Annotated in this window: 15 protein-coding genes and 1 pseudogene; 6 read left to right on the forward strand and 10 right to left on the reverse strand. The window is 57.3% G+C overall.

Going from position 1 to position 14,314, the window contains the following annotated elements:
- Positions 1-28: 28 nt before the first annotated feature.
- The 6 genes from U862_RS0115055 to U862_RS0115080 all read right to left on the reverse strand — a co-directional run bounded on the left by U862_RS0115055 (position 29) and on the right by U862_RS0115080 (position 6,707).
- Complete coding sequence (locus U862_RS0115055) at positions 29-895, reverse strand: copper resistance protein B (protein WP_025111152.1); 867 nt, start codon at positions 893-895, stop codon at positions 29-31.
- An 11-nt stretch (positions 896-906) separates the two neighbouring features.
- Positions 907-2,613 (reverse strand): copper resistance system multicopper oxidase, encoded by a 1,707-nt coding sequence (locus U862_RS0115060; RefSeq protein ID WP_025111153.1) that lies wholly within the window; start codon positions 2,611-2,613, stop codon positions 907-909.
- A 53-nt stretch (positions 2,614-2,666) separates the two neighbouring features.
- Positions 2,667-3,938 (reverse strand): hypothetical protein, encoded by a 1,272-nt coding sequence (locus U862_RS0115065; protein ID WP_025111154.1) that lies wholly within the window; start codon positions 3,936-3,938, stop codon positions 2,667-2,669.
- A 125-nt stretch (positions 3,939-4,063) separates the two neighbouring features.
- Complete coding sequence (locus U862_RS0115070; protein WP_025111155.1) at positions 4,064-4,534, reverse strand: hypothetical protein; 471 nt, start codon at positions 4,532-4,534, stop codon at positions 4,064-4,066.
- Positions 4,535-4,763: 229 nt separating this feature from the next.
- The gene (locus tag U862_RS0115075) at positions 4,764-6,335 is read right to left on the reverse strand and encodes a hypothetical protein (protein ID WP_025111156.1); all 1,572 of its coding nucleotides are present in this window, start codon (positions 6,333-6,335) and stop codon (positions 4,764-4,766) included.
- Positions 6,336-6,410: 75 nt separating this feature from the next.
- Positions 6,411-6,707, reverse strand: coding sequence for a hypothetical protein (locus tag U862_RS0115080; protein ID WP_025111157.1), 297 nt, complete (start codon positions 6,705-6,707; stop codon positions 6,411-6,413).
- A 262-nt stretch (positions 6,708-6,969) separates the two neighbouring features.
- Between U862_RS0115080 and U862_RS0115085 the strand changes: the two genes are divergently transcribed.
- From U862_RS0115085 to U862_RS0115095, 4 genes and pseudogenes are all read left to right on the forward strand, one after another.
- Complete coding sequence (locus U862_RS0115085) at positions 6,970-7,635, forward strand: ribonuclease T2 (RefSeq protein ID WP_025111158.1); 666 nt, start codon at positions 6,970-6,972, stop codon at positions 7,633-7,635.
- A 141-nt stretch (positions 7,636-7,776) separates the two neighbouring features.
- Positions 7,777-7,977, forward strand: a pseudogene (locus U862_RS29655) (PAAR domain-containing protein); the annotation flags it as partial.
- Between the two features lie 229 nt (positions 7,978-8,206).
- A complete protein-coding gene (locus tag U862_RS0115090) occupies positions 8,207-8,731 on the forward strand; it encodes a hypothetical protein (protein WP_049828014.1) in 525 nt (174 codons plus the stop codon).
- Between the two features lie 275 nt (positions 8,732-9,006).
- Positions 9,007-10,575 carry a diguanylate cyclase gene (locus U862_RS0115095; RefSeq protein ID WP_025111160.1) on the forward strand — a complete coding sequence of 523 codons (1,569 nt, stop codon included), beginning with the start codon at positions 9,007-9,009 and terminating at the stop codon, positions 10,573-10,575.
- Positions 10,576-10,657: 82 nt separating this feature from the next.
- Here U862_RS0115095 and U862_RS0115100 read toward each other — a convergent pair whose 3' ends face one another.
- Both U862_RS0115100 and U862_RS0115105 read right to left on the reverse strand, forming a co-directional pair.
- A complete protein-coding gene (locus tag U862_RS0115100) occupies positions 10,658-10,963 on the reverse strand; it encodes a hypothetical protein (RefSeq protein ID WP_025111161.1) in 306 nt (101 codons plus the stop codon).
- Between the two features lie 89 nt (positions 10,964-11,052).
- Complete coding sequence (locus U862_RS0115105; RefSeq protein WP_025111162.1) at positions 11,053-11,637, reverse strand: GNAT family N-acetyltransferase; 585 nt, start codon at positions 11,635-11,637, stop codon at positions 11,053-11,055.
- A gap of 127 nt (positions 11,638-11,764) precedes the next feature.
- Between U862_RS0115105 and U862_RS0115110 the strand changes: the two genes are divergently transcribed.
- Positions 11,765-12,559, forward strand: a complete 795-nt coding sequence (locus tag U862_RS0115110; RefSeq protein ID WP_025111163.1) for an exodeoxyribonuclease III — start codon at positions 11,765-11,767, stop codon at positions 12,557-12,559.
- A gap of 100 nt (positions 12,560-12,659) precedes the next feature.
- The gene (locus tag U862_RS0115115) at positions 12,660-13,487 is read left to right on the forward strand and encodes an arylamine N-acetyltransferase (protein WP_025111164.1); all 828 of its coding nucleotides are present in this window, start codon (positions 12,660-12,662) and stop codon (positions 13,485-13,487) included.
- A 2-nt stretch (positions 13,488-13,489) separates the two neighbouring features.
- Here U862_RS0115115 and U862_RS0115120 read toward each other — a convergent pair whose 3' ends face one another.
- Both U862_RS0115120 and U862_RS0115125 read right to left on the reverse strand, forming a co-directional pair.
- Positions 13,490-13,822, reverse strand: coding sequence for a BrnA antitoxin family protein (locus tag U862_RS0115120; protein WP_025111165.1), 333 nt, complete (start codon positions 13,820-13,822; stop codon positions 13,490-13,492).
- 3 nt (positions 13,823-13,825) lie between these two features.
- The gene (locus U862_RS0115125) at positions 13,826-14,110 is read right to left on the reverse strand and encodes a BrnT family toxin (protein ID WP_025111166.1); all 285 of its coding nucleotides are present in this window, start codon (positions 14,108-14,110) and stop codon (positions 13,826-13,828) included.
- Positions 14,111-14,314: the final 204 nt, after the last annotated feature.

The following is a 14,314-nucleotide window of genomic DNA, read 5'->3' on the forward strand; positions in this document are numbered from 1 at the left end:
AGACCTCTGGGTTATTGGCTAATGGAATTCAGAACCACATCCGCACACCGAGCACGAGGCGCGCTTCGCTGCGATCCTCGCCTTCTTCGCGGGCGTAATCGGCGGTGTTGCCGTAGGTGCGGTTCCACGTCACGCCGATGTACGGCGCAAATTCGCGGCGGATTTCATAACGCAGGCGCAGGCCGGCTTCGGTGTTCGACAGACCGGAGCCGAGACCCCTTTGCGGGTCGCTTTTGCCGTAGACGTTGAGTTCGGCGGTGGGCTGCAGGATCAACCGGTTGGTCAACAGAATGTCGTAGTCGCCCTCCAGCCGCAGCGCGCTTTGCCCGCCCTCGCCGATAAACGCGGTGGCCTCGGCCTCGAAGTTGTACAGCGCCATGCCCTGCAAACCGAACGCGGCCCAGGTTTGCGGCGCGCCGGGTTTGAAGTCCTGGCGCACGCCGCTGACCACGTCCCACCACGGCGAAATGGCGTGGCCCCACAAGGCCTGGATCTCGGCCTCTTCAGTCTTGCCGTTGCTGCGTTCGCCTTCGGAGCGCAGCCACAGGCGATCGATGTCGCCGCCAATCCAGCCGGACAGATCCCAGGCGAGCGCGCTGCCGTCAGCGGCGTCCTGCCATTCGAGTTTGTCGGCGAGGAAGTAGCCGTTGATTGCGCTGTCGTGTACCTGATGGCCGCCGGGGCTGGTGAACACCGCGGCGCGGTCGGCGTCGGTCAGCACCGGGATCGGTGTGCGGCTTTCGGTGGGCGCGGCGGGCTGCATCATGCCGTCGTCCATGCTTTGCATCGAGTGATCCATGCCGGACATCTGGCTGTGATCCATGCCCGGCATGTCGTTGGCCGCCATGGCGCCAGTGCCGATGAGCAACACGCAGAGCGCTGCGATTGGAGTCATGATCGGCCCCTTCATTCTTCCACCCGCACTTCGCGGAACATGCCCGTTTCCATGTGATACAGCAGATGGCAGTGATAGGCCCAGCGGCCCAGCGCATCGGCCGTCACCCGGTAACTGCGGCGGGTGCCGGGGGGCATGTCGATGGTGTGTTTGCGCACCTGGAAGTCGCCGTTTTGGTCTTCCAGATCGCTCCACATGCCGTGCAGGTGGATGGGGTGAGTCATCATCGTGTCGTTGACCAGCACCAGGCGAATGCGCTCGCCGTACGTGAGGCGCAGCGGCTCGGCGTCGGAGAACTTGATGCCGTTGAACGACCAGGCGAACTTCTCCATGTGCCCGGTCAGGTGCAACTCGACCGTGCGGCCGGGGTCGCGGCCATCCGGGTCTTCGAAGGTGCTGCGCAGGTCGGCGTAGGTCAGCACGCGGCGACCGTTGTTGCGCAGCCCCAGGCCTGGGTCATCGAGTTTGGGCGCGGTGCTCATGGCTTGCATGTCCACCAGCGAATTGTCTTTCTCGCTGGCGGGGTGCGATTGCATCGGGCCCATCGCCGAGTGATCCATGCCCGCCATGTCGCGCATGCCCATCGAGCCGTGATCCATACCGCCCATGCCCATGTCGTCCATGGTCACCAACGGACGTGGGTCCAGCGCAGGCACCGGGGCTGACATACCGGCGCGCGTGGCCAGGGTGGCGCGGGCGTAACCCGTGCGGTCCATGGCCTGGGCGAACAGGGTGTGGGCCTCGGCGGCGGGTTCGACGATCACGTCGTAGGTTTCCGCCACCGCGATGCGCAGTTCATCGACGCTGACCGGTTTGACGTGCAAGCCGTCCGCCGCCACCACGGTCATTTTCAGCCCGGGAATGCGCACATCGAAATAGGTCATGGCCGAGCCATTGATCAGGCGCAGGCGCAGTTTTTCGCCGGGGCGAAACAGTCCGGTCCAGTTGGCGTCGGGAGCGTGGCCGTTGATCAGGAAGGTGTAGGTGGCGCCACTGACGTCGGCGATGTCAGTGGGGTTCATCTTCATTTGCGCCCACATGGTGCGGTCGGCGACGGTGGCGCCCCAGCCTTTTTCGCTGACGTCGTCGATGAAATCGCCGACGGTGCGCTTGTGGTAGTTGTAGTAGTCGGACTGCTTTTTCAGCGTCTTCATCAGGCTGACCGGGTCTTCGTCGGTCCAGTCGCTGAGCATCACCACGTAGTCGCGGTCGTACAGGAACGGCTCCGGCTCCTTGGCGTCGATCACCAGCGGCCCGTAGACCCCGGCCTGTTCCTGCAACCCGGAATGGCTGTGATACCAGTAGGTGCCGTGCTGCCGCACCTTGAATTGGTAGACGTACACGCCGCCCGGTTCGATGCCATGGAAACTCAGCCCCGGCACGCCGTCCATGTTGGCCGGCAGCAGGATGCCGTGCCAGTGAATCGAGGTGCTGTCCTTGAGCCGGTTGCGCACCCGCAGCGTCACCGTGTCGCCCTCGCGCCAGCGCAGCAGCGGTCCGGGCAGGCTGCCATTGATGGTCAGCGCGGTGCGTGGGCTGCCGGTGAAGTTGACCGGGGTTTCGCCGATGAACAGCTCGAACTCACTGCCGCTCAGTTCATTGATCGGCCCCGGCCCGCTCAGCGCCCAGACCGGCGCGCGCCACAGGCCGAGGCCGCCGAGCAGGCCGCTGGCGGCAAGACCTTTGACGAAGGTGCGTCTTGAAGTGTTGGAAGGCATGCGCTGGAAGTCCCCGTTTGACACATGACGGGGAGGCTAACCAGCGCTGGCTTTCAGTTGGCTGAGAGGGGGATTACAGTTTTGACAGGTTCAGCCGTCTGCTCACTCAAGCGTTTGGACTCCAGCGCTCGTGGTGATGCGTGAATGGGTTTTAAAACAGCTGAGCGCAAATGCTCCCAGCCCAGAACGTGCTCTGCGCGCTGTTGCCAGGTGAGCGTACGTGCAAGCCCGGGGCGCCATGGTTTTTGGGTCACCTTGCTGCTGCGTGTGGCGATGCAGAAACCTGTGTAGCGAGGCAGGTCGTACAGGTTCAAGCGCAACAAATCTCTGCTGCACAACAGCAAAATGTCGCCGAAGGCGAACAACGGAAATGCCGTGACTTCGATCTTTTTCTTGTCAATGAGTGTGGTGCGCCACTGTCTGTTATCCACATCGCTCAGGCTGATGTTTTCATCCAGAATGAAACGCGCCGGCATTTGACGGATAGCCAGGTTTCCGGCGGCTGCGTAGGTGATGCTTGGCATAGCTCCAGGTGATAGAAGAAGAAACGCGCTGAACAGCACCAGTGCTGTTGCGATGCCATAAGCGATACGCGCAAAGACATGACCTTTGCTGATGTAAAAAATGAAAACCGGTACGAGGCTGAAAATCAGTGTACCGAGGGAAAACAACCCGACAACCGCTACAGCCTTCGCGTTATCTTCGCCAACGTAGGTCGAGATAATCAGCAATGTGGGTAGCGATGCGCACAAAACGGCAAGGCCGATGATGCTACCGATTAGGAGTCGGAACCCGTTTTTCTTCCAGCCTCCCATTCGTAGGGTGTTTTTGTTGAAAATCTTTCGAAAGGGTTTGAATAGGAAAAGTGCAAGGTAGGCAAGCAGGGTCAACAAAAAAACAAACAGCATCGAAAATCCGGCACTGAATTTGTTCGGGAACGTGAAAAGCAGAAAAGTGAACGTACAAAAGCCAAAACACAAAGGAAGCAGTAACCAGGCAGCGATCCGGCTGTGCCTTTTTGGCACCTTTTCGAACATCGATACGGTAATGCCGTAGAACCATGCGCTGGCGGAGAGTACGCCGAGGTAGCCCACCATGATCAGCACGATCAGTAAAAGCCAGATAGCAAGTGCTGACTTGGCATCGCTACCTGCCAGGAAAAGGTCGGTACGACCAATTGCCCGCGTATAGACGTATAGCCCAAGGATTGCCAACCCTGCGCCCAGGAAGCCCAGTGTGACGGTGATCTGGCTCCAGTAATTAAGAACACGTTTGAAATTGCGCTTGAAGAACTGCGTAAACGTAGGTGCGGTCGAAGCGTCCATGCGGTCAGGTTTTCCATCGGGTTCGGTTAGTGGTCCTGTAACGACAAACGGCCAGAATTCTTTAGGGAATCTGGCCGTTGAGTGTGGCGGATCGAGCACTCGGTCTTGATGGTGACAGGGAATACCTAAAGCCCCAGACCTTCCTGCACCACCTGCAACAGGTTGTTCTCGGTCAGCGCAATCGCATCCAGCTCCTGACCGGTTTCAACCGTCTGCAACCACCAATGACTTTCGTGGTGTTCATCGACGGTGCGCAGCAGATAGGTGTTGCGTTCGGGCAGGGTGATCTGCACGCGCCCGGCGCCGTCCTCGGTAAAACGCGCGATGGGATCAAATGTCAGGGTTTGATCGTTGGCTTCTATCACCAGTTGGTCGATCGCGTAATCGTGGCTTTCGCCATCGGGCGAGCTTTCGCAAACGTGGGTCGGATTGCGGCGGATTTTCAGGCCGACTTCGGTGACTGGCTGCAGCCAGGCCTCGATGCGGTGGTACAGGTCATAGACCTGCGCCGGCCAGCAATCGATCTCCAGCGCGGCATCCGCATGGGCGTGCCGGGTTTGCTTGAGTTTGGCGGCCAGTTCGTCTGCTTTACTCATTTCGGATCCCTTGGTTTGATGTCTGCCTGTTAATCGTAGACCTTTCAACGGCGTACGGCGTTGCCTTGCGTCATGAAGGTAACGACAAAACCACAAGAGGACACTCTGGGCGTCCCCCGTGAGTTCTGGACTGCGTTCAGGTGGATGACCTTCTCAGGAAAGGGCTGCTTTGGGGAAATAGAAAAACCGAAACATTAGTCTCGGTCTTTCTTTTTTTGCCTGGAATTTATTAAGAATTACAAGAGGCGCGTACGTAGTCTATGTATTCGGATCTTGAACTGATTATGATCTGCACGAACGTTTCGCTATGAAGGTTGTTGTGCGTGAATACTCTGCTGAGATAGGTCTTTATCGACATTCTGTCTTTGTAATGATTGTAGCCATTAAGTATGTTGTCCAGTGTGATGTCATAATTGCAGGAAATGATTTTTAACAGGACTTCATATGCCTCGATGTTCATCGAGAAAAATGATGAGCTGATGTCTTCGCCGGATGGGCCAGTGAAGACAATGTTTTCCAGTATAAGCGGGAAGTCATTCATTGTGACTGCAAGGAACTGATAGTATTTGCTGTCAGTCAGATCCGGATGAGCCTTGCGCTGAACAATTTCCCCTATGCGAGTGCGAGCTTGCATCAGGGGGCGCGCTTTAGTTTTCTCGAACGAACTGTCGACCGCTTTATCATCGCGTTCGGTTGAAAACACCCGGTCGAGAACCCGAGCTGACTTTATTTCGATCACGGTTACTGAATTGTTCTCCGGGCAGGAAATCATCAAGTCAGGAGACATGCGTTGAGGTTTGCCGAAAGGAAATTCGGGGATGATTTTGTATTGCTCTTTCTTTTCTGAGAACGCTGTGTTGGATAGATTGACGGCATACGCCTCGAAGGCACCTCCAAAATCATCCATGAATGGTGATTTTCCAACATAAAGATCTTTGATTTTGTAATACAGATTGTTGAATAGCAGATCTTCGACAAGCTTGCCTTCGATAGGGATATATCGAGTTTCGCTCAGTTTTATAAAAGGACGGTTTCGGAACAGTGTGAAGTTGTTTTGTTCGTTTGTCGTGCTTTTTGCAAATGACTGGCTTTCTTCAAGGGTGCTGGAAATGAGGCCCAGCACGTCGGTAAGCGTTTTTCGATTGATCGGAACGCTGGCGCAAACGTGGTCAATATCGAAGATCCAACGATCAAGCTGGGTGGGGTTAAGATAATCGATGTCGTCCTTCAAGTGGTAGTTGTTGACTATTAAATAAATGATATTCAGATAGTCAACAAGCTTTATGTTGTAGTGGTTTTCAAAGTCTGAAATGTAGGGGGCGAGGGTTTCGTTTTCCAGAAAGATTTTTTTCGCTCGAATAAACTGAAATTCCCAGCTGTCTCTGGAAAATGCGGTTGTCGTCGTCAAAAAGTGCTGTTGCGGGTGTTGTTGCTCGCCATCGGAGTCGTTTAGTTTGCAAAAGGTACGATGTAACGTCGCTAAGCTATCCTGCAATGATTGTTGCGATGGGGTCTGATTAAAATGGGAAAGATAGTGTTTCCAGCAGGCCCAGATCTGCAATCTGCCATAAGGGGTGTATTGTTCAAGTAGTTGCTTTTGAGCGTTGTTTTTTCCGAGTCTGGAAATGGACCATTCTTTGAAGGAGTTAGCTTGATGATGTTTGAATGAAAGAGAGGAAAGCAACGTCAGAGAGTTTTCATCTGCTTTTTTATCGAGGATCTCTTCGATGCTTTCTTGTGTTTTGTAAAAGTCCTTGTGCATTAACAAGTACTCGGCATTCGCCATGTTTTTAATGTCCATTGGTTTGGCTGTCCATATGTTTTAGTGATCAGGGCGCGCGAGGTGCGTATTGAGTTTTAGGGGGGGGCGTGGCTTTTAAATTAGTGGGTTGTTGCTTAGATAGCGGGTTATGAAAAACATCAATACCGCGCCGGCAACCATAAACACCGGAGTTTTGAGCTTTGGTGCGTCTTTTTTGCCTTGGGCATGTTCTATTGCATGCTTGAGATATTTGTAGGCTTTAAACGCGGAGAATATGGCTATCAACGCCGCTGCGATCTTTATAAATATAGGCTGTTCTCTCAAGTAGATTAGATAGCCACTGGCGAATAAAGTAAAAGTGATTCCTGTGACGCCTGTTGCAGCAAGAATTCTTATGAAGATTTTTTTCATTATTTACAGCTCCTTGGCGAATTGGTCTCTGACCGCATCAGACTTTTACTTCGGATCCAATTTTCCCCCACTTTTTAGAGGTGTCACGGAGTGATGTCAAGGTGATATCGCTGCTTCCCCGTTGTGCTGTGCTTTTCACGCATATTCCAGCTCGCAGCCGACGGTTCTCGTCACAGGGTTGAAATTTCTTTATGAAAAAATGTTTCTGGCTGTTCAAATCAGCCATAACCGGAACAGGTAATCAAACGCAAGGAGCGGGTACATGAAAAAACTGTTTACAATTCTGGCGCTGATCGCGCTGACGGCCGGTAGCATCGGCTTGAGTTCGGCGCGTCAGTCGCACGCCAGCAAGGTGCAAACGGAAGCGGTAGCGGGGCAGTTCGATTACTACCTGCTGACGTTGTCCTGGTCACCGACGTTCTGCCTGACCCATAAAGATGACGTGCAATGTTCCGGCAAGGGCTACGGCTTCGTGCTGCACGGTTTGTGGCCGCAATACGCCAACGGCGGCTGGCCGGAATCCTGCCCGCCGCTGACCACGCTGTCGGCGGCGGAAACGACCAAAGGCCTGACGTTGTTCCCGACCAAGAAACTGCTCGACCACGAATGGTCCAAGCACGGCACCTGCAGCGGTCTGGGCGCGATGGGGTATCTGGACGAAGCGGACAAAGCCGTCGGCGCGGTGAAAATCCCCCAAGAGCTGCAACCGTTCAGCAACTCCTACTACTTTGAAGCCCAGGAAATCGCCGACCTGTTCCGCAAGGCCAACCCGGGGATTCCAGCGGATGGTATCGCGGTAGTCTGCAGCGGGCCGGAACTGTCGGAAGTGCGGGTGTGCATGGGCAAGGATCTGCAGTTCGGCGCGTGCGGCAAGGGCGTGAAGACGCAGTGCCGGGCGGGGGATATCCGGGTGCCGCCGTCGCGTTGATGTCGTCAGCGGTTTCCACGAATAGAAAAAAAGGCGCCCGATCGGGCGCCTTTTTTTGTGAAGGTTTGAAGCTCCTGAAAAATTCACGCATGCTTGCGCCCCATCAAAAGGATGACCCCGCAACACTGCAAGGAGCTGTTCATGAGCGGAAAACCCGCCGCCCGCGTCACTGATCCAACCGCCTGCCCACTCCCGGGACACGGCACCAATCCGATTGCCAATGGCTCCCCGAATGTAAATTTTGATGGTCTGGCGGCTGCGCGGATGACTGATAAATCAGCGTGCGGTAGCCCCATTACTGGCGGCGTTTCCTCGACGGTGTTGATCAATGGCTTGAACGCCCCGATCCGATTGCTGCCGACTGGATCAATGTCAAAGCGATGCCAACTAAAAGAGATTCGTCAGATGGGGTCGCTGATTTTGGTGAAAAGTGGCTTATCTCCTGCGGCCCTTCATTGAACGTCAATGTAGACACAAATCATGCAAATGCATTGGGGTTGTTTACTGCCCGTATTGCCGGGAGCAATTCGGCAGGCGATATGCTTTTTGATTCAATCATGAAGGAGTTTCCATGATGTACAGGCTACTCCTTTGCGGTTTACTCGCTATGTGCTCTGGTTGTGCGAAGGACCACGTAAAGCCTCCCGCAAACCTGAGCTTCGAGTCTGCGGAAAGAGAAAAGTCGCTGCTCTACGTCATCCGTTATCAGTCAGACGTTGATGTGTTGGATTTTTTTGGTCGGGGAGAGCGAGTCGGGATGATTTCGGGCATGCTTCATTGCGCCTTGGCGGATGATCATGATTTCTCAGTAGGCAAAGCCATACAGTTTTCCGCATCGGGTTTGATACGGTCGGATAAAAATGAAGACAGGAAGGCAAAGTTTTCCTACTTCACCCGCGCATTCCTGAGTGAAACCTCCGACAACCGAAGTTCTGAAAGAAATCTGTCAGCAACAGAACTGAACCAGCTTCTCGCCAACAAACAACAAATCCCCTGCAAAGTCGTCGTCACCGCCTACGGCTACAAACCCTACTACTCAAACACCATGAACCTGCCGGTCGCGGAGCTTCTGCGGGAAATCAACAAACCCCTTTAGCTGTAACGGGTGCCCCACGCGATTGCCCTGCGCAGGTACGCGAGGGCGATCCGCAAAGCGCGATCCGTGGCTTGACCAATCGCCGCTGATCACGCGCAAAACGGCAACTGAAAATAAATCGCCGCGCAGCGTTCATCCAAATCCCTCACGCGCCGATACAACTGGGCAGGAATGTGTTGGCGCTGCGGTTTGCCGTGCGCATTCCGGTGGGCTACGCTCACGAAAAGTAAGGGTTTCGGGCTGCGGCCCCTGTCGTACCTGCCCAGGACACGTTTTTGCCAATCCCCATTCACGACCCGCATCAGACTCCCGGCACGCTTAAACGCCTGCCGCTGCGCAAGGCGGCAGCGCTGTTCATCGTTGCGGTGTGCCTGTGCCTGTCCGGCTTGCTTTATTTGCAGCTGGAACAGACGCGGCGCCAGGATCTGGCGAACGCGCAGATCGCCTCCACCAACCTGACCCGGGCCATGGCGCAGCAGGCCGAAGACACGTTTCTGGCCGCCGACCTGGTGCTTACCAGTCTGGCCGACTGGGTCGAGGACGATGGTTACGGTGCCGCGCAACGCCCGCGCCTGCAAAAGACCTTCGCCCGTCGGGTGCAGCAACTGGAACAACTGCACGGCATGTTCCTGTTCGACCGCGAGGGCCAGTGGGTGATTACCTCGTTTCCCGACTTGACCCGTGGCGACGGCGTGGCCGACCGCGAATACTTCAAGTTTCACCAGCAGAACGTCTCCACCGTGGCGCACATCGGCCCGGCGATTCGCAGCCGCAAGAATGGCGAGTGGATTATCCCGATCTCGAAACGCATCAATGACCGTGCCGGCAATTTTCAGGGTGTGCTGATGGCCGGGATCAAGATGGCGTACTTCGACCGGTTCTTCAAAAGCTTCAGCCTCGATGACAACGGCATCATGTTTCTCGGTCTCAAGGACGGCACCCTGCTGGCGCGGCGGCCGTTTGACGAAAGCCTGATCGGTTCATCGCTGGCGCGAGGCAGGATTTATCAGAAACTGCTGCCTGAAGCCCCGGCCGGCACCGCGATGATCCGGTCGGTGGTTGATGGCGTGGTGCGTTTGTACGGCTACCGGCAGTTGGCGTCGTACCCGCTGGTGGTCGCGGCGGCGTCATCGCGCGACACGATACTCAAGGGTTGGTATGAGCGGGCCTTTCAGTCCAGCGTGATCGTCGCGCTGGTGATCCTTGGCGTCGGATTGTTTGGCTGGGTGTTCATTCATCAGGTGCGCGACGGCGAGCGCATCGAGAGGAATCTGCGCAAGGCGCAACGGGCGCTGGAGCAGATCGCTACCCACGACAGCCTGACGGGGCTCGCCAATCGGAGATTGTTCGAGCGTTCGCTGGAGATCGAGTTTGCCCGCGGTGCACGGCAGTCGAGCCCGGTCGGCCTGATCATGCTCGATATCGATTTCTTCAAGCGCTACAACGATGCCTACGGGCATGTGGCGGGCGACCATTGCCTGACTCAGGTGGCCCAGGTGTTGAAAAATTGCTGCCAGCGCAAGGCCGACCTCGCGGTGCGTTACGGAGGCGAGGAGTTCGCGGTGCTGCTGCCGGACACTGACATCAACGGCGCGCTGGCGATTGCCGGGCAGATTCGTCGCAGCGTGATGGACAAGCGCATCACCCACAGCGGATCGCCGACCGGGTATCTGACGGTGAGCCTGGGCTGTTACTCGTTCATTCCCAGCGGCAATGACAGCCTGGAAGTATTTATCCAGCGCGCCGACGCGGCGTTGTACCAGGCGAAAAATGCCGGGCGCAATCGCGCGGCGGTGTTGTCGCTGGACGCAGGCTTCGCCGAGCTGATTCGTTCGGATCGCTGAAGCATCCAGGCTTTAACTGTGCGAGGTGAGTGCGCTCCCTCGCACAGGATGTGTCTCATCACCAACCGTCACGCCGGTTCATTCAGCTGCCCGAGCCACCGCCCGCGCCGCCAGTCCCGCCGCCCGCCGCACCGGTGCCGCCGCCAGCTCCCGAGCCCGAACCCATGGCGCCGCCGTTGGTGCCAGTGCCATTGCCCGAACCGGGGCTGCCAGCGCTGTTACTGCCGGCCGGCGCGCCCGGGGTGTTGTCCGGTGGCTTGGGCGTGCTTTTGTTGACATCGGGGTTGGTGCCGGAGGTGGCGGAACTGTCGTTGGCCGCGAAGCTGGCAGCCGAGGCGCTGGCGAGCAGGCCGGCGAGCAACAAAGAGGTGAGTGTGCGCATTGTCATGTTACGTCTCCAGAAAGGGTCGGTTACCTGACTTTGGTCTGACAGCGCTCGCCGTTGGTGCCGATTGGCTGACGAGCGGTTACCGAGCTTCAGCGTCGCTCGTCAGCCAGTTTCTGCTCCAGCGCCAGTCGTACCTGCGGCCACTCGTCATCGATGATGCTGAAGCGCACCGAGTTGCGCTTGCGCCCGTCCGGCATGATCCGCTCGTGGCGCACGATGCCTTCCTGCTGCGCACCGAGGCGTAAAATCGCATTTCTTGACTTCTGGTTGTTCTCGTCGGTGGTGAACTGCACCCGCACGCAGTCGAGCACTTCGAAGGCATGGCGCAGCATCAGATACTTGGCTTCGGTGTTGACGAAGGATTTCTGCCAGCGTGCCGAGATCCAGCTGCTGCCGATTTCCAGTTTGCGATTGAGCGGATCGATCTTCCAGAAACGCGTCGAGCCGATCACTTCGCCGCTATCCTTCAACACAATCACAAACGGCATGACAGTGCCTGCGTCGCGGCCGTCGAGGGCTTTTTTCAGGTAGCTGTCGACGGTGCTCGCCGACGGCACCACGGTGACGGTGAGGTTCCACAGCTCGCCGTCGGCGGCAGCGTGGAGCAGGGCGTCGGCGTCGCTGTACTGAAGCGGGCGCAGAAGGATGCGCGGGCCTTGCAGCGTGGTGGGCATGGGATCGGGTCTCGGCAGGTCAGGCGGATGGCGAGCGCCTATTACGCCGCAGCCAGCCGATCCGATGCAACCACCGTCGCCAGCCCAAGGTCACAATTTTCACACCTTGTTCGCCGGAGCCTGGCCGATGAAAAAACTGCGGATCGCCACCTTCAACGTCAATGGCCTGCGCGCACGATTGCCGAACCTGCTGGCGTGGCTCAAGCGCGAGCAACCGGACATCGCGTGTCTGCAGGAACTCAAGTCGGTGGACAGCGCATTCCCCGCCGCCGAGCTGGAGGTGGCCGGTTACGGCGCGATCTGGCACGGTCAGGCGTCATGGAACGGGGTGGCGATCCTCGCCCGCGATGCGCAACCGCTGGAGAGTCGTCGTGGCCTGCCGGGCGATCCCGAGGACAAGCACAGCCGTTATCTGGAGGCGGCGGTGCACGGTGTGCTGGTCGGGTGCCTGTACCTGCCCAACGGCAACCCGCAACCGGGGCCGAAGTTCGACTACAAACTGGCCTGGTTCGAACGCCTGATCCGCTACGCGAAAGACCTGCAAAGCAGCGATCATCCGGTGGTGCTGGCCGGTGATTACAACGTGGTGCCTACCGACATGGACATCTACAACACCCGCTCCTGGCTCAAGGATGCGTTGCTGCAACCCGAGAGCCGTGAGTGTTATCAGCGATTGCTGGCGCAGGGCTGGACCGATTCGTTGCGCCACCTGTATCCGGAGGATCGTCTCTACACGTTTTGGGATTACTTCCGCCAGCATTGGCAAACCAACTCCGGCCTGCGCATCGATCATCTGCTGCTTAACCCTGCACTCAGTCCATATCTGCACGAGGCCGGGGTTGACGCGTGGGTGCGTAACGAGCCGCACGCCAGCGACCATGCCCCGACCTGGATTCGCATCGGTTCACGCAAGCGGCGATAGTCTTGATTGGCGAAATCAATTGTCGGAGTCCGGGGGCGATCCCGTATACATGTCGGCCATCGGCGCAGCGATCCGCGGCCACATGCAAAAGGACTGAGCAATGAGCGAGTCACGTCTGGCGAATCCGGCGTTGTACCTGCAACGCCTGGGGTTCGACGCTCCACCGGCACCGACCCTGGAAACCCTGCGGCAATTACAGTTGCGCCATACCGGGGTCTTTTCCTTCGAGAATCTGTCGACGATCACGGGTGCACCGGTGTTGATCGATCTGCCATCCGTCGAGCAGAAAGTTCTACACCATGGCCGGGGCGGCTACTGCTATGAACTGAACAACCTGTTTCTGGCGCTATTGCTGGAATTGGGTTTCGACGCCCGTGGCATCTCGGGGCGGGTGGTCTTGGCGCAACCCGAAGGCACGTGGACGGCGCGTACTCATCGCTTGAGTCTGGTGATTATCGACGGCGAGCGCTATATCACCGATGTCGGCTTCGGCGGCATGGTGCCAACCGCGCCGCTGCGTCTTGATACCGAAGCTGAACAGCCGACACCGCACGAGTCTTACCGTATCGAGAAACAGTCCGACGGTTACATGCTGCGTGCCAATGTCGCGGGCGAGTGGCGTTCGATGTACCTGTTCGACCTGCAACGCCAGGAAGACATCGATTACACCCTCGGCAACTGGTACGTCTCGACCCATCCCGAATCACCGTTTGCCAAGCGCCTGATGATCGCGCGTACTGGTGATGGCTGGCGCCGGACACTGAACAACGGCAGCTTCGCGATTCATCGCATGGGCGCCGACAGTGAGCGGCGCGAGGTGGCAGATGTCGATGAACTGATTGCAGTGCTGGAGCAGGAGTTTGATCTGCGTGTGCCAGACCAGCCGCACGTGCGCCAGTCGCTGGCGCGGATGCTCGTGCCCGTCTGATTTCAGGGTTTGGCTTCCGGCTCCAGTACCCGGCGGATTTCCCCGACCGCCGCCGACAGCTTTTTTTCCAGACTCTTGAGGTCGGCGGCGGTAATCCCCTGCTTGAATTGCCCGACGTGGGGCAAGGCGTCCTGCTGCGGTTTGCTTTCAGCCTCCAGCAGGGCATGGCGCAGGGTGTTGTTGATCACCGTCTGATAACCGAACCCTTCGTTTTCCGCCACATTGCGGGCGGCCTCGATGACGGCGTCGTCGAGCATGATGGTGATGCGGGTCTTGCCCTTGTTGGGCGCCAGGGCCCCGCGTTTGCCCTGCGAGAAATCGTATTCGTCTTTCATCAGTCAAGCCTCCAGAAGGTAAGCGCAACGTTCGCTCGGTGTGGCGACACGTGCAGAAATGATTCGAACGACATTGGCTTCGCGATAACTGTACGCAACCACCAGCAAACGCCCTTTGCCGTCGAGACCGAGGGTGATCCAGCGCTGTTCGTCATGGTCGTTGTCCTTGATCGTCAGGGCGCGTTCGTCGTGAAAGAACGGCTCGGTCTCGGCAAGGCTGACGCCCCTGTGCTTGAGTTTGTTGGCTGCGTTCTTGCTTTTGTCGAACTGAATCTGGAATGACTTCATTATGCATACTTTATATGTATAAAAAAGAGCGGCGGTGCACCGCTGGTCGCCATGAACACTTCAGCCTGGTGCGATAGAAACCGGGGGCAGGAGGGGATGTGTTGCCGGATTTGTGGGCGATGGAGAAGGCGAGATAGAAGGTTGGGTGGCTACCTATCCATTATGTGACTGACAAGTTGTATACAACTCTATGGACATTTGTCA

The organism is Pseudomonas sp. H1h (genome assembly GCF_000633255.1).
Taxonomy (GTDB): domain Bacteria; phylum Pseudomonadota; class Gammaproteobacteria; order Pseudomonadales; family Pseudomonadaceae; genus Aquipseudomonas.